Annotated in this window: 16 protein-coding genes; 5 read left to right on the forward strand and 11 right to left on the reverse strand. The window is 69.1% G+C overall.

The window, feature by feature from the left end; translation table 11 throughout:
* Positions 1-5: 5 nt before the first annotated feature.
* The 3 genes from ACG00X_RS01685 to ACG00X_RS01695 form a co-directional block, all read right to left on the reverse strand.
* Positions 6-2,261, reverse strand: coding sequence for a response regulator (locus tag ACG00X_RS01685; protein ID WP_394486192.1), 2,256 nt, complete (start codon positions 2,259-2,261; stop codon positions 6-8).
* Positions 2,262-2,386: 125 nt separating this feature from the next.
* A complete protein-coding gene (locus ACG00X_RS01690) occupies positions 2,387-3,538 on the reverse strand; it encodes an AI-2E family transporter (protein WP_394486193.1) in 1,152 nt (383 codons plus the stop codon).
* Positions 3,538-3,855: a BON domain-containing protein gene (locus ACG00X_RS01695; RefSeq protein WP_394486194.1), complete on the reverse strand. Its 318-nt coding sequence runs from the start codon at positions 3,853-3,855 to the stop codon at positions 3,538-3,540. The genes ACG00X_RS01690 and ACG00X_RS01695 overlap by 1 nt, the downstream gene beginning before the upstream one ends.
* 349 nt (positions 3,856-4,204) lie before the next feature.
* Here ACG00X_RS01695 and rpoN point away from each other — a divergent pair, with 349 nt between their 5' ends.
* Positions 4,205-5,722: an RNA polymerase factor sigma-54 gene (rpoN, locus tag ACG00X_RS01700; protein ID WP_394486195.1), complete on the forward strand. Its 1,518-nt coding sequence runs from the start codon at positions 4,205-4,207 to the stop codon at positions 5,720-5,722.
* A 27-nt stretch (positions 5,723-5,749) separates the two neighbouring features.
* Here rpoN and ACG00X_RS01705 read toward each other — a convergent pair whose 3' ends face one another.
* A complete protein-coding gene (locus tag ACG00X_RS01705; RefSeq protein WP_394486196.1) occupies positions 5,750-7,105 on the reverse strand; it encodes a PQQ-dependent sugar dehydrogenase in 1,356 nt (451 codons plus the stop codon).
* A 46-nt stretch (positions 7,106-7,151) separates the two neighbouring features.
* Positions 7,152-7,400, reverse strand: coding sequence for a hypothetical protein (locus tag ACG00X_RS01710; protein ID WP_394486197.1), 249 nt, complete (start codon positions 7,398-7,400; stop codon positions 7,152-7,154).
* Positions 7,401-7,458: 58 nt separating this feature from the next.
* On the opposite strand from ACG00X_RS01710, the gene ACG00X_RS01715 reads away from it, so the two are divergent.
* Positions 7,459-7,653 (forward strand): CsbD family protein, encoded by a 195-nt coding sequence (locus ACG00X_RS01715; protein ID WP_394486198.1) that lies wholly within the window; start codon positions 7,459-7,461, stop codon positions 7,651-7,653.
* 78 nt (positions 7,654-7,731) lie between these two features.
* Positions 7,732-8,400, forward strand: a complete 669-nt coding sequence (locus tag ACG00X_RS01720; protein WP_394486199.1) for a YiaD family glycine zipper/OmpA-like lipoprotein — start codon at positions 7,732-7,734, stop codon at positions 8,398-8,400.
* Between the two features lie 66 nt (positions 8,401-8,466).
* Here the strand turns inward: ACG00X_RS01720 and ACG00X_RS01725 are convergent, their stop codons facing one another.
* The gene (locus ACG00X_RS01725; protein WP_394486200.1) at positions 8,467-9,207 is read right to left on the reverse strand and encodes an SDR family oxidoreductase; all 741 of its coding nucleotides are present in this window, start codon (positions 9,205-9,207) and stop codon (positions 8,467-8,469) included.
* Between the two features lie 319 nt (positions 9,208-9,526).
* Between ACG00X_RS01725 and ACG00X_RS01730 the strand changes: the two genes are divergently transcribed.
* Positions 9,527-9,997 (forward strand): (2Fe-2S)-binding protein, encoded by a 471-nt coding sequence (locus tag ACG00X_RS01730; RefSeq protein WP_394486201.1) that lies wholly within the window; start codon positions 9,527-9,529, stop codon positions 9,995-9,997.
* The gene (locus ACG00X_RS01735) at positions 9,994-12,285 is read left to right on the forward strand and encodes a xanthine dehydrogenase family protein molybdopterin-binding subunit (protein WP_394486202.1); all 2,292 of its coding nucleotides are present in this window, start codon (positions 9,994-9,996) and stop codon (positions 12,283-12,285) included. The genes ACG00X_RS01730 and ACG00X_RS01735 overlap by 4 nt, the downstream gene beginning before the upstream one ends.
* A gap of 227 nt (positions 12,286-12,512) precedes the next feature.
* Here ACG00X_RS01735 and ACG00X_RS01740 read toward each other — a convergent pair whose 3' ends face one another.
* The 5 genes from ACG00X_RS01740 to ACG00X_RS01760 form a co-directional block, all read right to left on the reverse strand.
* A complete protein-coding gene (locus ACG00X_RS01740) occupies positions 12,513-13,412 on the reverse strand; it encodes a LysR family transcriptional regulator (protein ID WP_394486203.1) in 900 nt (299 codons plus the stop codon).
* The gene (locus ACG00X_RS01745) at positions 13,409-14,002 is read right to left on the reverse strand and encodes an MFS transporter (protein WP_394486204.1); all 594 of its coding nucleotides are present in this window, start codon (positions 14,000-14,002) and stop codon (positions 13,409-13,411) included. Before ACG00X_RS01745 ends, ACG00X_RS01740 begins: the two co-directional genes overlap by 4 nt.
* Positions 14,003-14,319: 317 nt before the next feature.
* Entirely contained in the window at positions 14,320-14,892 is a 573-nt protein-coding gene (locus ACG00X_RS01750; RefSeq protein WP_394486205.1) for an MFS transporter, read from the reverse strand.
* 379 nt (positions 14,893-15,271) lie between these two features.
* Positions 15,272-16,627 carry an aspartyl/asparaginyl beta-hydroxylase domain-containing protein gene (locus ACG00X_RS01755; protein WP_394486206.1) on the reverse strand — a complete coding sequence of 452 codons (1,356 nt, stop codon included), beginning with the start codon at positions 16,625-16,627 and terminating at the stop codon, positions 15,272-15,274.
* A gap of 71 nt (positions 16,628-16,698) precedes the next feature.
* Positions 16,699-19,470, reverse strand: coding sequence for a TonB-dependent receptor plug domain-containing protein (locus ACG00X_RS01760; protein WP_394486207.1), 2,772 nt, complete (start codon positions 19,468-19,470; stop codon positions 16,699-16,701).
* Positions 19,471-19,636 lie beyond the last annotated feature (166 nt).

Consider the following 19,636-nt stretch of genomic DNA (forward strand, 5'->3'; position numbering starts at 1 on the left):
CCGTGTCAGTGCGGTCGTGGCGCTCGCGCGGCCCGCCACGCGGCCTGCAGCGCCGCCAGCAGCTCGGCCGGTGCGCAGGGCTTGCGCAACACGGTGAACTCGCCATCGGCGATGGCCGTGTTGCTGAACCCGGTGATCAGCGTCACGGGCAGCCCCGGCCGCAGTTCGCGCAGCCGCCGCGCCAGGGCCACGCCGTCGAGTGCGCCCGGCATGACGATGTCGCTCAGCACGAGGTCCACCGTGGCGCCGGCCTCCAGCAGGCGCAGCGCCGCGTCGGCCTGGCTGGCGCGCAGCACGCGTGCGCCTTGCGCTGCGAGCAGGGCGGTGGTCACGTCGGCCAGCGCTTCCTCGTCCTCCACCAGCAGCACGGTCGCGCCCGCCAGGCCCTGCTCCACGGCGGGTGGTGTGGCGGCTGGCTGGGGCTCGTCGCCTTGCGCTGCCGGCAGCAGCAGCGACACGGTCGTGCCCAGGCCGGGCGTGCTGGCCAGGCGTGCCGTGCCGCCGGCCTGGGTGGCAAAGCCGTAGACCTGGCTCAGCCCCAGGCCGCTGCCCTGGCCCACCGGCTTGGTGGTGAAGAAGGGCTCGAACGCATGGGCGGCCAGGTCAGCCTCCATCCCCACGCCGTCGTCACCCACGGTCAGCAGGACATAGTCGGTGTGTGCAAGTTGCGGCAAACCTTCCATGTCGTCGGCCGTTGCGGGCGCGGCGCGCAGCCGCAGCTCGCCCCCACGGGGCATGGCGTCGTGCGCGTTCAGCGCGAGGTTGAGCAGCGCCAGGTCCAGCTCGCTGGCGTCCACGCGCACGGGGGCGACGTCGGGTGCCACGTGCACCTGGATGTCGATGCGCCGGCCCAGCACGCTGCGCAGCAGCTCCTGCACTTCGGGCAGATAGCGGGCCAGCGACAGCGTCTGCAGGCGCACGCCCGTGCGGTGGCCTGACACGCGCAGCAGGTGCTGCGTGAGCTGGCTGCCTCGGGCGACGGCGCGCTGTGTGGCGCCCAGCGGCGCCTGCAACTCCGCTGCCGCCGCGTGCCGCTGGATGAGATGCATGCTGTTGCTGACGATGCCCAGCAGGTTGTTGAACTCGTGGGCTACACCGCCGGTCAGCCGGCCGAGGGCCTCGACGCGCTGGCTCTGCGCGCCACGCTGCTCCATGACCCGCGTGCGCTCCACGGCCTGGGCCACGCTGCGCTCCAGTTCCGCGCGTGAGCCGGCCATGGTTCGCCCGGCCGTGGCGAGTGCTTCGGCCACCTCGTCGCACTCGACCATGCCCGTCGGGCCGCCGGGCACGTGGCGGCCGGCTTGCAGCGCCTGCGCGGCGGATTTCAGCGTGCGGATGGGGCGCTCGATGCGGCGCGCCACCCACAAGGCGCCCAGCAAGGCCAGCATGCCCAGCGCCAGCGCCCCGACGACGACGCGCACCACCTCGTTAGGCAGGCGGCCGGCGTAGGCGTCCAGCGGCATGGCGGTGACGTAGCTCCAGCCCAGTGGTGAGGTACTGAAGTAGCCTGCGGTCGGCATGCCGTCCAGCGCCACGGCCTGGAAGCTGCCCTCGGTGCCGAGGGCCATGCGCTGGCGCAGCTCGTCTCGCACCGGGCGACCCGCGTAGCTGATGCCGCCGGGCTGCCGCGCGACGACGCGGCCGGCGTTGTCCATCACCGTGCCGATCCAGCCCGGGTTGGCCTGGCTCTGCACGATGCGCTGCAGCTCGGACGGCTGGATGGTGACGACCAGGTTGTAGAGCAGCTGGCCGTCGCGCAGCACCGGCTCCACCCAGGCCGCCGCGAGGTCATCGCCGTGCGGCTCGCCCACCGCACCGGCCGGCCTTGGCAGCGGTTGCAGGGGCAGCATCTGGGCGGTGGCCAGCAGCGTGGCGGGCGCGGCCATCTCCGCCAGCGGCATGCCTTCGGGTTGGCGGGTGCTCAGCAGCAGGCGGCCCGGCGCGCGCAGCTCCACCCAGCCGGCCATGTCCTGCATCACCCGGCGTGCCTGCTGCTCGAAGGCCTGCAGCCGTTCGGGCGGCGGAAGCTCGGTGCCATCCAGCGCCGGGGACTGGGACAGCACGCTGGCGATCGTGGCGCGGCGGGAGAGTTCGCTGTCGACGAGCATGGACAGCGCACGCGCGGTGGCGCGCAGATTGCGGTCATGCGCTTCGCGCTCGGCGGCGTAGGTGCTGCCGATCAGCCAGCTGACGCCCAGCATGCCCGGCAGCAGCACCGACAGGACGAGCAACAAGAGGCGGGAACGGATGGTGACGGGCATCTCGAAACGGAGGGATCGCGCGCGCCGGGCTGGTGGCAGCGATGGCAAATGGGCGAGCGTATCGCCACGGGTGCCATTGGGGAGGGCAGGCATTCGCGCGGACAGACTTTCAGCAGGCAAGTTGCTCAGGTGTAGCGTGCGCGGGCCGGCCGGGCGGCCGGGCGACGCAGCAGTGAGCGAAGTGAGGGAGGGCGCTCGCGCTCCCCTTCCAGGAAGTGCCGCAGCAGCCGCAGACCGCGCACGCGGCGGCAGACGCTGCGCAGCGCGATCAGCAGTGGCACGGCGATCAGCGCGCCGGCGATACCCCACAGCCAGCCCCAGAACATCACCGACAGAAACACCGCCACCGGGCTCAGCGACAGCCGCCGGCCGATGATGAGCGGGCTGACGATGTTGCTCTCGACGGCGTGCACGACGGCGAAGGCCAGCATCGGCGCGAAGATCTGCGCTCCGCTGTCGAAGCTGCTGATGCCGGCCAGCAGCAGCAGGCCCATCACGGCCATCGGGCCGATGTAGGGCACGAAGCACAGCACCGCGACGATGGCACCCCACAGGGTCGGGTTGGGCAGGCCGAGCGTCCACAGCGTGAAGCCCATGATGAGGCCCACCGTGCCATTCACGACACCCACCACGACGAGCCAGCGGCCGATCTCGCGCTGGGCGGCGCGCACACCGCTCAGCAGCAAGGCCCGCTTGCGCTGGCGCGGCACCGCCTCCACCACACGCGACAGCACCCAGTGCTCCGAGGCGAGCAGGAAGTACAGCAGGATGACCGTCGCGCTGGCCGAGAAGACGAAGGCCAGGCTGCGCGTCACGACCAGCCCGGTCAGCGCCACGCCCTCGCTGGCCAGGCGTTCCTTGAGCGGGTCGGCCGGTGTGGCGGACAGCGTCGAGGGGCGTCCGCTGCGGCCCTCTGGCGCGCGCAGCCCGGGGATCGTGGCGCGCAGCGCCTCCACCTGTTCGAGGAGTTGGGAGACGGTTCGCGGCGCAGCCTCCCACCAGGCCGCCGCCGGGCGGGCCAGGCTCATGGCCATCGGCACGGTGCTGCCCAGCAGCGCGAGCACGATGAGCAGTGCCCCCAGCATCTCGGGCACGCCACGTCGGCGCAGCCAGCGTACGGCCGGGGCCAGCGCCAGCGTCAGCAGCACGGCCACCAGCACCGGGGCCAGCAGCGGCCGCGCCTCGCGAACGGCGAACACCAGCGTCAGCGCGAACACGCCACGCAGCGCCCAGCTGCTGCCCGCGATGCGGGCTGCGGTGTGGGTGGTCGTGTCCATCAGCGGGCCGCCGCTCCGACGACGATGTGGTTGCGCACGTCCTTCACGTCTGGAACCCCGCGCGCGAGTTGGCCGGCACGCGCCTTCTCAGCCTCGGTGGCAGCGAAGCCGGCAAGTTGTACGGTGCCCTGTGATGCGGTGACCTGAACGCCCATGGCGTTGACGTCGGCGTCTTCGGCAAAGCGCGCCTTCACGCGCGTGCTGAGGGCGGCGTCGGCGAGGGGCGCGCCCGAGCCGCCTGGGCCGGCGGGCAGGGTACAGCCCGCCGTGACGAGCGCGCCGGCCGTGATGAGCGATGCGAGGAGGATGTTCTTCATGGTGTCTCCCAAGGCGAGGCGCAGCGCTCGCTGACCCATGTAAAGCAAAGCATGTGCCCGACTCACTCGTCATGGCCGGGCGCGCGACATGCCAGGGTGTGCTGGGCGAGCGCGCGTTGCACTGCGGCCGACCGGCAGCGTTTACCGACTTTGCGTCGCAGCCCCCAGGGCGACCGGTAAAAGCTGCAGCCTCGGCTGGTTGCGCACACCCCGTTGTGGCGGGCGCGCCCTGGCGCCACAGCAGTTCCATCGCTCGCTGCCGCTGCGGCACGAAGGTTGCGTTACGTCCCGTTGCATCGCACGCCGGCATGGCGGCGCGAGTCTTTTCAAACGAAATCGAGGAACGCAAGTGGCATCACTGGACATCCGGGTCGCGCATCGCCAGGCGCAGGCCCAGACCTTGTCGCCGCGCCTGCAGCATGCCGTGCGCCTGCTGCAGATGTCATCGCTGGACTTCGCGGCCATGCTGCGCGAGACGCTGGGCCGCAACCCCTTCCTGGAGGTGGAGGAGGGCGAGGACGGCGAGGGCGGGGACGCCGACGCGACGCCCGCCGATTGGGACGACGCGCCGCCGTCGCTGCTGCAGGACGCACTGGCGCCGCAGGCGGCGCCTGCCGACATGTCCGATGTCGACCCCGATGGCGGCTTCGATGGCCCGGCGGCGACGCACGACGACGATGGGGCCCACAGCGACGGCGATCGCGAACTGTGGGCCGCTGACGGCGCCTCGGCCGCGCGCGGCGCCGGTGACGGCGAATTCGGAGCGCTGGACTTGATTGCCGTCGACACACCGCTGAACGAGCACCTGCACCGCCAGCTGAACGTGTTGCCGCTGCCCGCGCGTGACCTGCTGCTGGCGAGGGCCATCGTCGAGTCACTGGATGACGATGGTTATCTGCGCACGCCGCTGGAGGAGTTGCTTGACGTGGCCGAACTGGACCCCGCCGTCGACCTCCAGGAGCTGCAGATTGCCTTGCGGTGCGTGCAGGCCTTGGAGCCGGCCGGCGTGGGCGCGCGCGATGTGGCCGAGTGCCTGCTGCTGCAGCTGCCCACCATCGCCTGCACCGACACCCGCGCATTGGCCCGCGCCATCATCACCGACCACCTGCCCGCGCTCGCAGCGCGCGACACGGCGGGCCTGGCGCGCCGCCTGCGCCAACCGGCGGCACGCGTCGAAGCCGCCTGCGAGCGCATCCGGCGGCTCGACCCGCGGCCCGGCTGGCGCATCGGGTCGTCGCAGGTGCCCTATGTCGTGCCCGATGTCATCGTGCGCAAGGTGCGCGGGCAATGGACCGTGCAGCTCAACCCGGCCGTGGTGCCGCGCGTGCGCATCAACCAGGTCTACGAGCAGCTGTTCCAGCGCCATCGCACGCCGGCCAATGCCGAGCTGGGCGAGCACCTGCAGGAAGCGCGCTGGACCTTGCGCAACGTCGAGCAGCGCTTCTCGACCATCTTGGACGTGGCCGAGGCCATCGTGAAGCGCCAGCAGGCGTTTCTGGACTACGGCCCGATGGCGATGAAGCCGCTGGGCCTGAAGGAGATCGCCGACGAGGTGGGCGTGCACGAAAGCACGGTCTCGCGGGTGACCAACAACAAGTACATGGCCACGCCGGTGGGCGTGCTGGAGCTGAAGTCCTTCTTCAGTCGGGCCATGATCAGCGCCAATGGCAGCGCCTGCTCGGGCACGGCCATCCGCAGCCTCGTCAAGGACATCATCGAGGCCGAGAGCCCGGACGCGCCGCTGTCCGATGCCGAGATCACGCGGCAGCTCGCGCAGCAGGGCCTCGTCGTCGCGCGGCGCACGGTCACCAAGTACCGGCAGATGCTGAAGATTGACGCGGTGGAGCGCCGCCGCCGCGCCGCCTGATGCCTGCAGCGCGGCGCGGGCCTGCGCTCAGTGGGTGGTGACGCGCCAGATGGTGTTGCCCACGTCGTCCGCTACGAGCAGCGCGCCCTGGCGGTCGACGGCCACGCCGACAGGGCGGCCCCGGGCGCGGCCTTGTCCGTCCAGGAAGCCCGTCAGCACGTCGATGGGCAGGCCTTTGGGGTGGCCGTTGTCGAACCCGACGTAGACGACCTTGTAGCCCGCCGCCGGACGGCGGTTCCACGAGCCATGCAGGCCGATGAAGACGCCGCCCGGCGCCGCGCCAGGCAGCGCGCCCGGCACCGGGCTGGCGCCGGCTGCGGCCAGGCCGAGTGCCGCGACATGGGCGCCCAGCGCGTAGTCCGGCGCCAGCGCGCGCGCCACCAGGTCGGGCCGCTGTGGCGTCACGCGCTCGTCCACATGCCCACCCCACCAGCTGTAGGGCCAGCCGTAGAACGCGCCGTCGTGCACGGCGGTCAGGTAGTCGGGCACCAGGTCGCTGCCGAGTTCGTCGCGCTCGTTGGCCACGGTCCACAGCATGGTGGCGGTGCGCGCGCCCGGCCCCGGCAACCAGGCCATGCCGTTGGCATTGCGCAGGCCGGTGGCGAACAGGCGCCGCGCGCCGCTGGCGCGGTCGATCTCCCAGACGGCCGCGCGCCCTTCCTCGGCCTCGATGCCGTTCTCTGCCGCGTTGCTGTTGGAGCCCACGGTGGCGTAGAGCTTGCGCCCGTCGGGGCTGGCGATGAGGTTCTTGGTCCAGTGATGGTTGATGGGGCCGGCCGGCAACTCGGTCAGGCGGCGGCCGGAGCCTTCCAGCTGCGTCTGACCGGGGGTGTAGGGAAATTCGAGCACGGCGTCGGTGTTGGCGACATAGAAGTGGCCACCGGCCACCGCCATGCCGAAAGGCGAGTTCAGCCCTTGGGCGAACACGGCGCGGCGCTCCACCCGGCCGTCACCGTCGGCGTCGCGCAGCAAGGTGATGCGGTTGGCGCTGGGCGCGGTCGCGCCGGCTTTCTTCATGAACAGGCCTTGCACCCAGCCCTTCAGGCCGTGGCCGTCGTCGGGGCGGGGCGGCGCATTAGTTTCGGCGACCAGCACGTCGCCGTTGGGCAGCACGTGCAGCCAGCGTGGGTGATCCAGCCCCGTGGCGTAGGCCTGCACGTGCAGGCCCGGCGCGGCTGTGGGTGCCTCGCCGGCGCGCCAGGGCCGGGGCTCTGCGACATGGACGGTGGGCAGCGCAGATTTGGTTGGCGCCAGCAGCGTGGGCTGCGGGCCGACATCGGCGTTGCTGGGCAGCCGGGAGCTCTCGCCGCAGCCGCCGAGGGCGGCCATCAGCGGCAGGCAAAGAGAAGCGAAGGGCAGGGGGCGGCGAAAGAGGCGGCTCATGCCACCCGCACGGCAAGCGCCGTGCCCACCCCCGCCCCGCGCCGTGTCAGTGGAAGAACAGATAGATGAGAACCAGCACGATGCCGGGAACGCCGAGCAGCCAGGCCAGAAGGTACTTGCCCATGAGGGATCTCCAAAAGTAAGTGGTGATGGCCTCAGCATCGACGCCCGCCCGCCGCCGTCGAAGCAGACGACGCCCGGCGAACGCGTAGGACGCCCGCGCGCAGCGCAGGCCGTAGGACGTGACCCACCGGCCGACGGGGCCGTCTCCGGTGCCGCCGCCTCGCGCATCCACCTAGGCTGACACCTGTCAGTCGGACATCCCGTCGCGACGGCCAACCCAGGAGTGACACATGAACACCGATCAAGTGAAGGGCACCGTGAAGGACATCGCCGGCAAGGCTCAGCGCAAGCTCGGCGAAGCCGTCGGCAGCACCGACCAGCAGGTCAAGGGTGCGCTGAAGCAGGTGGAAGGCAAGGCGCAGAAGGCTGCGGGCGACGTGAAGGAAGTTTTCAAGGACGCCCACGCAAACGTGCGCAAAATCTGATGTTTCCAGCATCAAGGCCGCTGCCCTGCGCGCGGGGCGGCGGCCTTTGCATTTCTAGTCAGTTTTAGGAGCTCCCAGATGACGATTTCCCTGCTTTCCCCCCGTCGCGCCACCATCGCCGCCATCAGCGCGGCCGTGCTGGCCGCCACCACCGGCTGCGCCAACATGAGCGAGCGCCAGCAAGGCACGGCCAAGGGCGCAGGCGTGGGTGCCGTGGCCGGCGCCATCATCGGCTCGGCCACGGGTGGCAGTGCGGGCAAGAGTGCCGTTATCGGCGGTGCGCTCGGCGCGGTGGCCGGCAACCTGTGGTCCAAGCACATGGAAGACAAGCGCAAGGCGCTCGCGCAGGCCAGCCAGGGCACCGGCGTCGAAGTGACGCAGACGGCCGACAACCGGCTCAAGCTCAACGTGCCCAGCGACGTGTCCTTCGACACCGGCCGCGCCGACATCCGCCCGCAGATGCGCCCGGTGCTCGACGAGATCGGCCGCAACCTCGACGCCAATGTGCGCGTGATGGTGGTGGGTCACACCGACAGCACGGGCAGCGACGCCATCAACGACCCGCTGTCGCGCGAACGCGCGGCGGCCGTGCGCGACTACCTGTCCGCTCGTGGCGTGGCGCCTTCGCGCATCAGCACGTCCGGCCGCGGCTCGCATGAGCCGGTGGCCAGCAACGACACCGATCGCGGCCGCGCGGCCAACCGCCGCGTGGAGATCTTCCTGTCGGAGCCGGGTTCGGCTGGTTGATCGGCAGCCGCGCCCCTGCCCGTCGCGGGTCGGGCGCGGCTCGCCATGACCGCAGACGGGCAACCGTCACCAAGGCTGAGAGGTCGGGCCCACGGTGAATTCGCTCACCGTGGTGTCGCCGGGCTGCTCGATGGCAAAGGCGACCACGCCGGCAATTCGTTCCGGCGAAATGCCATGAGCCTTGTACAAGGCGTCCATGCCGGCTGCCGTGCCCTTGTCGCTGATGGTGTTGAGCAACTCGGTATTGATGGCCGCAGGATAGACGGTCGAGGTACGGATGTTGGTGCCCTCCAGCGCGGACTCGATGCGCAGCACTTCCATGAAGTCGCGCACGAACCATTTCGTGCCGCCGTAGACGGCACTGTTCGGATACGCCTTCAGCCCCGCGACCGATGAGGTGGCGATGACCTGGCCCGACTTCTGTGCCATGAAGGTGGGCAGCACGGCCGCGACGCCGTTCAGCACGCCGGTGATGTTGACGCCCACCATGTCGTGCCAGTCGTCGGTCTTCAATGCCGACAGCGGTGCGCTGGGCATGATGCCCGCATTCAGGAAGATCACGTCCACCTTGCCGAAGCTGTCCTTGGCGAGCTTCACGATGGCGTCGTTGTCTGCCTGGCGAGTCACGTCGAGTACCTGATAGACGGCTTCGCCGCCGGCGGCGCGGATGTCGTCAGCGAGCGCCTTCAGGCGATCTTCGCGTCGGGCGCCGAGCACGACCTTCGCGCCTTTCGATGCCAACAGCTTCGCGGTCGCTTCGCCGATGCCGGACGATGCGCCCGTGATGATGATGACTTTGCCTTGCATGCTTCATTGCTCCTGGTGTCTGCCCCTGGATCAGGGGTCGCCGCAAGCGTAGGTGCGCCCAGCGGGTTGAACTAGCCGGTCCCGACCGCATGGGCTTATCGACGCGCCTCATGAGTGCGTGGTGATGCGCGTCGCGATGCGCGTTGTGATGTGCGTTGTGATGTGCGTTGTGATGCGCATGGGGAACGGTTCAGTGGCGCACGGCATGTGCCGGGTGGACTGATGAACATGCCTCATGAGGCCATGCACGGCGCAGCACCTAGTCAGGCCGGCGCCTGCCACGTACCGTCGCACTCCCGACCGTGTCCGTCCTCCCACCATGACCACACTCAAGATCAACGAGCAGGTGCGAAGCACCCATGCTCCCGATGAGATGCCCCTGCTCTGGCTACTGCGCGACGAGCTGTCGTTGACCGGCACCAAGTTCGGCTGCGGCATGGCGCTGTGTGGCGCCTGCACCGTGCATGTCAACGGTCAGGCCGTGCGCGCCTGCCTCACGCCCATCGGGTCGGCGCTCGGGCAGCCGGTTCATACCATCGAACACATGCACAACGACAAGGTGGGCCGGGTGGTGCAGCAGGCCTGGGTGGATCTGAACGTGGCCCAGTGCGGCTACTGTCAGGCAGGCCAGATCATGAGCGCCGTCGCGCTGCTCAAGGCCAGCCCGAAGCCCACCGACCGCCAGATCGACGATGGCATGAGCGGCAACCTGTGCCGCTGCGGCACCTACCCGCGCATCCGCGCCGCCATCCAACTGGCCGCACGCCGCCTTGCCGGAGACAACGCATGAATCACGCGGATGCCTTGATGTTGCGCCGCCGCTTCCTGCAGGCATCGGCAGCGCCCTTCGCGCTCGTCATCGGCCTGGACGCCCCGGCGCAGGCCGCTGCCCCGCAGAAGTACGGCGCCGACTCCATGCCGGGCGGCACCGTGGACAGCCCGCAGGTCTTCGTATCGATTGACGCCGATGGCGTCGTCACCATCGTGGCCCACCGGGCCGAGATGGGCACGGGCGTGCGGACCAGCCTGCCCATGGTGGTGGCCGACGAGCTGGAAGCGCGCTGGGACCGGGTTCGCGTGGTGCAGGCACCGGCGGACGAGGCCCGCTTCGGCAACCAGAACGTCGACGGCTCGCGCAGCGTTCGCCACTTCTTTGCACCGATGCGCCGGGTCGGCGCTGCGGCGCGCCAGATGCTGGAAGCGGCTGCAGCCGCGCGCTGGGCCGTGCCCGTCGCCGAGGTCAAGGCGGTACAGCACGAGGTGGTGCACACCCCCAGCGGGCGGCGCCTGGGGTATGGCGAGCTCGCCGCCGAGGCGGCCAGGCAACCCGTGCCGGGCCGTGAGCAACTGCGGCTGAAGAAGCCCGCAGACTGGCGCTACATCGGCAAAGGCAAGACGACCGGCGTGGATCAGGTCGCCATCACGCGTGGCCAGGCCACATTCGGCATGGACGCGGTGCTGCCTGGCATGGTGTTCGCCGTCGTGGCGCGCCCGCCCGTCGTCGGCGGCAAGGTCAAGCAGGCCGATACGGCGGCGGCGCTGAAGGTGCCGGGCGTCATCAAGGTCGTAGAGATCCCCGGCTTCCAGGGTGCGCCGGTGTTTCAGCCTCTGGGCGGCATCGCGGTGGTCGCACGCAACACCTGGGCCGCCATGCAAGGGCGTGCGGCCCTGAATGCGCAGTGGGAGGATGGGCCCAACGGCAGTTACGACTCCGCAGCCTTCCGCCGCGAGCAGGAGCAGGCCGTCAAGTCGCCGGGGACGGTGTATCGCAACAACGGGGACGCGCCCCAGGTGATTGGCGACGCGCCGGCCGAACGCCGCCTGTCGGCCGACTACTTCGTGCCGCACCTGGCGCACGCCACGATGGAGCCGCCGGTGGCGACAGCCCTGGTCACCGACCAGGGCTGTGAAGTCTGGGCCTCCACGCAGAATCCGCAGGCCGCGCTGGACGGCGTGGCAGCGACGCTGAAGCTCCAGCCCGCCCAGGTGAAGGTGAACGTGCTGCTGCTGGGCGGCGGCTTCGGCCGCAAGTCCAAGCCCGACTATGTGAGTGAGGCCGCGATCGTCGCGAACGCCATGCGCGGCACGCCGGTGAAGCTGGTGTGGACGCGCGAGGACGACATCCACCACGGCTACTACCACGCAGTCTCACTGGACCACCTCGAAGCCGCCGTGAAGGCGGACGGCTTGCCAGAGGCCTGGTTGCATCGGACGGCGGCCCCCACCATCACCTCGCTCTTTGCGCCGGGGTCGAAGGCCGCGGCGCCGTTCGAGACGGGCATGTCCGCCACGAACATGCCGTTCGCCGTGCCCAACGTCCGCGTGGAGCGCGCCGAGGTGGCGGCTCACGCCCGCATCGGCTGGTTCCGTTCGGTGGCCAACATCCCCCATGTCTTCGCCACGCAGAGCTTTGTCGGCGAGCTGGCACATCGGGCCAGGCAGGACCCGCTGAAGTACGCGCTGATGCTGCTGGGCCCGGATCGCAAGATCGACCCCACCACGCTCTCCGATGTCTTCAACTACTCGGAGTCCCCGGTCGACTACCCCATCGACACCGGCCGCATGCGTGCCGTCATCGAGGCGGCCGCCCGCGGGGCCCGCTGGGGGCGCAAGCTGCCCCAGGGCCATGGCTTGGGGCTCGCCTTCGCCTACAGCTTCGTCAGCTACACCGCCACGGTGGTCGAGGTGGCGGTGAGCCGCAAGGGCGAGTTGGCCATCGTCGCCGTTGACATGGCGCTGGACTGCGGCCCGCAGGTCAACCCCGAGCGGATTCGCGCGCAGATGGAAGGGGGAGCGGTCATGGGGCTCTCGCTTGCGTTGAGCGGCGAAATCACCTTCGAGAACGGCCGTGTTCAGCAGAGCAACTTCCATGACTACGAAGTGCTGCGCCACGCCCAGTCACCTCGCGTCATCCGAACCCATCTGGTGGGGGGCGACGCGAGCCTGCCGCCGGGCGGTGTGGGGGAGCCGCCGGTGCCGCCGGTTGCGCCGGCCTTGACGAACGCGATCTTCGCGGCCACCGGCAAGCGCATCCGGTCGCTGCCGGTACGCGATCAGCTCGGCAAGCCACGCGCCTGAGGTCTCGACCGTGGGGGCCATCCGGACCTTCCGCGGTCGCTGTCGTCCCCGTCGAGTGCCGCTGCAGCTCGTGGGCTTCGGCCGGCGTCGCTGAGGCCCCAGGCACGGCGGCGCCCATCGCGCCCGCCGCGGCGCCAACCGTCGACAGCTGCCCGCCTTGGCACGAGTTCTCGGCGGGCAGGCCGGCGATGCATGCAGCAGGGAGCGCCGCCCTGTTGAAGATGGGGTCAGGCGCAATCGCTGGGATGCCGAAGGGCGTCGATCACGACCTGCAGTGCCCGTGAACTGGCTCGCCGGCTGGGGTAGTAGGCGTGGAAGCCGGGGAACGTGGGGCAGCAGTCCGGCATGACGGCGTGCAGACGCCCGGCGGCCAGGTCGTCGGCCACCAACTCGAGCGGGACGAAGGCCAGGCCCGCCCCGCTGCGGGCGGCGGCGACCATCTGGTAGACGCCGTTGAAGGTGGCCCGCCCGCGCACCCGCGCCTGCACGGCCTTGCCAGCCTGCTGAAGTTCCCAGGCATAGATGCCCCCGCTCGACGTCAGGCGCAAGCAGATGCAGTCGTGGGCCAGCAGGTCCTGCAGCGTGCGCGGGCGCCCGTGTGCGGCGAGGTAGTCCGGGTGGGCCACGATGGCCATCGGCACGTCCGGGCTGATGCGCACCGCCACCATGTCCTGGTCGACCTGGTCACCGTGACGTACGCCGATGTCGTAGCGGTCAGCGACGATGTCGGAGAGCCCGTAGTCCACGTTCAACTCGATGCTCAACCCAGGGTGCTGGGCCAGCAGCGGATGAAGCCGGGGCCACAGATAGTGGTCCACCGTGAAGTCCGTCGCCGTGATTCGGATGGCGCCCACCACCTGGTCCTTCAATGAGCGCACCTCGCGCAACTCGGCCTCGATCTCGGCAAAGCGCGGCGTGATGGTCCTCAGCAGGCGCTCGCCCGCTTCGGTCGGCGCCACGCTGCGCGTGGTTCTCGTCAACAGCCGCACGCCGATGCGGGCCTCCAGCGCGCGCATCGCGTGGCTGAGCGCCGATTGCGACATGCCCAGCTGCGCGGCCGCGCGGGTGAAACTGCGCTCCCGCGCGACCGCGATGAAGTAGACGAGGTCTTGAAAGCCATCTCTCATGGTGCGTCTGCGACGGTTCGCTCGGGCGTGGCACGGAGGCGTCGACGCGATGCGGCCATGGCGGTTGCAGCGAGCAGCAGCGTCGAGCCCCCCAGGAACGTGGCCTCGACCGATCCATGGTCGAGCAGCATGCCGCCGAGGCCCGCGCCGGCCATGATGGCGAGCTGGATGGCCGCCACCATCAGGCCACCGCCGGCTTCTGGTTCATCCTGGACTTCCTGCGCCAGCCAGTTGAACCAGGCCACGGGCAGCGCCGCGTTGAGGGCGCCCCACACCGCCAGGCCACCGGCCGTCAGCCACACGAGGGGCGCCAGTTCGATCAGGCTCGCCGTCACGATGGCCAGCATCAGTGGGCAGGCCCAGAGCAGCTGGTCCAGGCGCCGGGCCAGCAAGGCCGTCGCACCCGACGTGCCGACGAACCCGGCGGCGCCCAGGGCGAGCAGCAGCAAGGACAGTTCGGTGGCCGAAGCGTGGGTGCGCGTCTCGAGGAAGGGCCGGAAATAGGTGAAGGCGGCGAACGCCCCTGCAAAGGTCAGCATCGACGCGATCATCGCAGCGCGCACATGCGGGCGGTTCAGCAGCGCCAGCATCCGGGACGGCGCAATGGCGCGCGAAGCCGGCATCTTCGGCAGCGACACGGCCTGCCAGAGCAGGGTCAGCAGGCCCAGGGGTACTAGTCCAGCGAATCGGTGAAATCGGTGGTGCGCAGGAGGCAAGCCGGGCTGGCGGCAAGGCGCAGCGCGCAGCCAAGGCTGGCCGCCTTGGCAAGCGCTGCAACGACGCGGCCGGCCCGGCCTGCCCCCTGCCCGAAGGGTGAGTCCCTGGCCAGCCGCACTCCGCGTTGCAAGCGCTTGCCGGGTGCCTACACGCCCGCACGCTTGCGCCTTGATTGCGGTTGGCCAGGGGCTCACGCACCACCGATTTCACTGATCCGCTGGACTAGCAGCCAGAACACGCCGCGCCAGCCCATCATGTGGCCCAGATACGTGCCGGCGGGGGCGGCCAGCGCCGTCGCCGCCGCATTGCCCATGTACATGACGCCCAGCGCACGCGGTACTTGTGGCGCCGACACCAGTTGCATGATGGTGGCGGTGGCCAGCGACCAGAAGCCGCCAATCGTGATGCCGAGCAGCGCGCGGGCCACCATCAGCATGCTGAAGCTGGGCGCGTGCGCGATCAGGGCGAGCGAGGCGACCATCACGCCGGTCAGCGTGATCAGCACATGCCGACGGTCGAAGCGGCTGGCGACGGTTGCCACGATGAGGCTGGTCGCGACCGCGAAAAGCCCTGAGATGGCGATGGCCTGGCCGGCCATGCCTTCGGTGGCGTGCAGGTCCGACGCAATCGGCGTGAGCAGGCTCACCGGCATGAATTCCGAGGCAATCAGCATGGCGACGCAAAGCGTCATGGAGCCCACGGCGCTCCAGGCATTGCCCTTGGGCGCGGGGGAGGTGTCGGTCGACGGTGTGTGCGGAGTCACGGCGGACAAAGATGAGCCCGGCCCGGCGGCCGGGATGCCGCAGGCAGGATGGAGGTCGATGGAAGCGTTCGCGGCACGCGGCGCGGAGCCGCAATGCGGGGCGACGGCGTGAGCGGCGTCGCGCAGAAGTCCGGCACTTTAGGGACGGTGACCACGCAGCACTAGCCGGCACACCGCGCATGGCGCTATGAACTGGACTCATCAATCCGCGGTGGTGAGCCAGGCGCCGCGCGTGATTCATGAGTCGTTCACATGGGGCGCGCCGGCCAGGCCGTCTCGTCTGGGCGGGTCACGCCGCCTGCAGTTCCTGCATCGCCTGCGCGAACCCGTGCACGGTTCGCGCCACTCATTGGCTGCCGCAGACAAGCAATCACACGAATCAGTCTTCCGGGTGTTGTGGGCTGAAGGTGCTGATCATCTCGATGAGTTGCCGGCAAGCCTGCCGCTCCACCGGTGTGAGATGCGGGTTCCAGCAGTCCATGAGCAGGATGATGCGCGTGCGCTCGGAGTGGTTCCAGGCTTCGTGCTCATAGGTGTCGTCGAACATCAGCAGTTCGCCTTCACGCCAGGCGCGTGCTTCGATGCCGCACACGTTCAGCGCGCAGTCCTGCGGCACCTCCAGCGGCAGGTGCGTCACCAGGCGGGCATTGGTGACGCCGTAGTGGGGCTTGATGACGGTTCGTGGCCGCAGCACGGAGAAGCATATTTCGGGCGCCTGCTCCCGGATGCGGCACAGATCGATCGACTCAAGCAATGCGCTGGTTTTGGGGCAGCGGGCGTGGTTCTCGTCGTAGCGCTTGCCCCGACGATAGAAGAAGAAGGCCTGCCAGCTTGGCGTGGGCGAGTCACCGCCCAGGTAGTTGCTCATCGACTGGCCGGCGGCGGGCTTGATGAACTCCGGCAACGCGGCGTCCTCGCGCACGACCCGCAAGGCCTCGTCTCGAATCTGTGCAAACGCGCCCTGAAGCGAGCGAGCCCAGGGGTTCAGGCCTGGGTCCTGGTAGGGGGCGTCCGGCAAGTCGGGCACGTAGAAGAATCGCGGGCGCTGCCGAGGATGGGGCGGGCGCAGGTCGATCTCCTTCAGGTAGCCGCGCAATGCCTGGTCAATGCGCGCGAGCGCGGCTCCCCCGTGCTCGGTGCGCAGATCCTCGTACGCGCCGAAAAACAGCTCGCGCCGGCCCGCGCGGACGCGTTGCGCAGCATCTGCCACGGCGGCGATCAGGTGGCGCGGCGTGGTGGATTCGTCGAGCCATTGGCCCGCCTGCTGCGCGCGCGTGATGGCCTGATGCGCGGCACGCAGGCTGCCGTGCGCATCTCCCAGGCGGCTTCGGGCCGTGCTGAGAAGCAGCCAGGCCAGTGGCGCGTCAGGGGCGTGCCGTGTTGCGCCTTCGAGCAGGCGCACGGCCTCTGGCAGTCGCCCCGACGTGGCGAGCAAGGAGGACAGCATCGCAACGACATCTTCGTGTGCCGGGTGGCTGGCCACCGCTGCTCGAAGCGCGCGCTCCGCATCGTCCCGGCGCTGCTCGTCGAGCGCGATGCGTGCAAGGCCGGCCGCCGCGTCGGGGTGGTCGGGCTGGGCGTCCAGGATCTGGCTGTAGAGGAGGCGGGCGCGCTGCGTGGCGCCGGCTTGATGCAGATCCAGCGCCTCCTGGAGCGACTGAGCAAGGCCCTGTGCGGTGGTGTTTGACATGAATACGGCGCTCTGTGGCGCGTGAAAGGCGGTGCTGTCGCCCATGAAAAAGCCCCTCGCCGGGTGGGGAGGGGCTTGTCGAAACGAGGCGTGAAGCAGCCTCTAGATCAAGGGGCTCAGAACTGCACCGTGCCGTTCAGGTACCAGGTGCGGCCGCGCGGGTCGTACAGGTTGGCGTCGTAACCCACCTGCTGGCCGCCGGTCGTGTTCAGCACGAACGGAGGCGCCTTGTCGCCGAGGTTCAGCACGCCGCCGCTCAGGCTCATGGTCTTGTTGATGTTCCAGGTGGTCTGCCAGTCGAAGGTGTAGTAGGCCTTGGCGCGCAGGCGCACCACGGCCGCCGGATTGACGACGTTGCCCGCGGCATCCAGCTCCTGAACCTCGGTCTCGGCGTCGTGGTAGCCCGACTTGAAGTTCATGCCGAGCGTGTGCTCCCAGGCGCCCATCGCCACGGTGTTGCGCCACGAACCCTTCCAGCGGAAGGCCATGCTGCCCGTCGTGTTGTCGCCCAGGTTGCTGAAGTAGTCACCGTTCTGCTCGTACTGGAAGCGCGAGCGCAGCATGTAGGTCGCCTGGATCTGCGACGTGACCTTGCCGAAGCCGAACTTCTCGCGGAAGGTGGCGTCCAGGTCCAGGCCCGACTTGAACAACTTGCCCAGGTTGAGGTTGTCGTTCTTGAACGCGAGGTAGGTGGCGCCGGTGGCAATGTCCTTCTGCGTGGACCATGATCCTGCGTATTTCAGCGGGTTCTTGAACACCGTTTCTTCGTCCAGTTGGCCGAACGCGTCGCGGATGCCGACCCACCAGTAGTCCAGGCCCACCGAGATGGAGCGAGTGGGTTCCATGCGGAAACCCAGCGTGGCCTGCTTGGAACGTTCCGCCTTCAGGTCGGGATTGCCGCTGGCCAGCACGTCATATTGCTTCTTGCCAGGCTGGCACTGTGCACTCAGGCTGGTGGCGATCTGTTGCAGCGCTGCCGTGCAGGTGTAGGGGTCTTCCGTCACGCCGTAAGACTGGAGCGCGGCGTTGACTTGCGGCACGCTGGGCGCGTGGAAACCGGTGCCCACGGAGCCGCGCAGCAGGAAGGTCTTGGTGGGCGTGAAGCGGAAGCTCAGCTTGCCGGTGGAGGCGCCGCCGAAGTCCGAGAAGCGGTCATAACGGACGTCGCCTGTCAGGTCCAGGCCCTTGACCACGGGGACGTTGACTTCGCTGAACACACCCCAGGAATTGCGCTTGGCGGTGTAGGGCACCATGGCGGCCGCATCGCCGAAGCGCTGGTTGCACTCGAGGCCCTTGGCCGGGTCGCACAGCGTGCCGGTGACCGGGTCGGACAGCAGGCCTTGTGCGAACAGGCTGGGCTTGGATTCGAACTTCTCCTTGTTGAAGTTCGAGCCGACCGCCAGCGTCACTTCGCCAGCCGGCAACGTGGCGATGGCCGTCGAGGCCTGAGTCTGGATGGTGTCCAGAGTGGCCGCGCCGCCGTCCCAGTAGCCCTTGTAGGCGATGCTGTCGAGCGCCTTCTGGCCGTCAGCGGACTGTTGACCGCTCAGGACGAACGGATCGATCAAGCCCGAGGAGGTCAGCTTCGACAGTGCGAGGGCGCCCGGGTAGCCGGAGATATTGCCCTTCACGTCCGACTTGGAGTGCGTGTAGGTGGCGGAGTAGTCGATCGTGCCGAACGTGCCGCGCGAGCCGATGGCGATGTCGAGGAACTTGGCCTTGTCCTCGTTCGTGCGCCAGCCCAGGTCGTTCACACGGTAGTAGGCGGTCGTGTCTTGGGTGATGCCCAGCGGCGCCAGGTACTGGTTGAACAGTGCCGAGCCGGCCGTGACGGGAACGCCACCAGGCACCGGAGCAATGCGCGACGTCTGCTTGGTCTGCGACATCAGCACATCGGCGAACAGGTCGTGCGTGCCAACGCGGGCCGTGGCCGAGGTCATCAGCGAGTCGCGCTTGCGAACCGGGTAGATTTCCAGCGTGCTGACGTAGTCGAAGCCGCAGTAGTCGTCGCTACCGTCCGTGACGCGGAAGGTGTTCGTGGGGCACGAGCCGTTCTTGATCAGGTAGGGGCTGATGAGGTTGCCGTTGTCATCGACCACGTTGGCCGGGATCGAGCTGGCCGAGGAGTTCTGCGAGCGGTAGGTCTTGCCACCTTCCGAGAAGAGCAGGTTGCCGGTCGAGGCATAGGACCGCGACGTTGCCTTCAGCGCCGTGCGCTCGTCGTGCCCGTAAGTGACGCCGATGTTATAGCCGTCGGTGTCGAGGTTGCCGAAGCCGGCGCTGATGCTTGCGCGCTTTTCCTTGGCGCCGTCCTTGGGCGTGGAGACGCCGACCGTGATGCTTGCGCCCTGGTAGTCACGCTTGGTGATGAAGTTCACCACGCCGGCGATGGCGTCGGAGCCGTACAGCGCGGAGGCGCCGTCAGTCAGCACTTCCACGCGCTCGATGGCGGAGACGGGGATGCCGTTCAGGTCGAAGCCAGCCGCGAAGCCGGTCAGCGTTTGGCCGCCGAATTGCGACAGGCGGTGGCCGTTCAGCAGCACCAGCGTGCGGGTTTCGCCGACGTCGTGGATCGACACGCCGGAGAAGCCGAACGTGCTGCCACCGACCGAGCCGGCCTCGGGCGTGCCGCCCTGAACCGTGGACAGGCGCTGCAGCAGGTCGACCGTGCTGGTGGCACCGGTCTTGGCGATGTCATCCTTCTTGAGGACCATCACCGGCAGCGCGCCCTCGGCGTCGATGCGGCGGATGGCGGAGCCGGTGATTTCGACGCGCTCCAGCGTTTGCGTCGAGGCGTCTTGTGCGTAAGCGGCCGAGGTGGCCAGGCCGGAAACCAGGATGGCGGAAATTGAGACTGCCAGCTTGGTGCGCGAGTGAGGGGTGTGCATTTCTACTCCAGAAAACATTGACGGACAGATGGCCCGTCAACAGCTCAGCCTAAAACTACGCACCCGTTCGGGGCACTGGCTGGCGGTCAAATTCTGCTGGGGGGTAGAAACACCAGGTGACTAGGGAAACTACTTATCTTTGGTGTGTTGCACTTCTGGTGCGCTC

Source organism: Pelomonas nitida, from assembly GCF_043555975.1.
GTDB lineage: Bacteria > Pseudomonadota > Gammaproteobacteria > Burkholderiales > Burkholderiaceae_C > Pelomonas > Pelomonas nitida.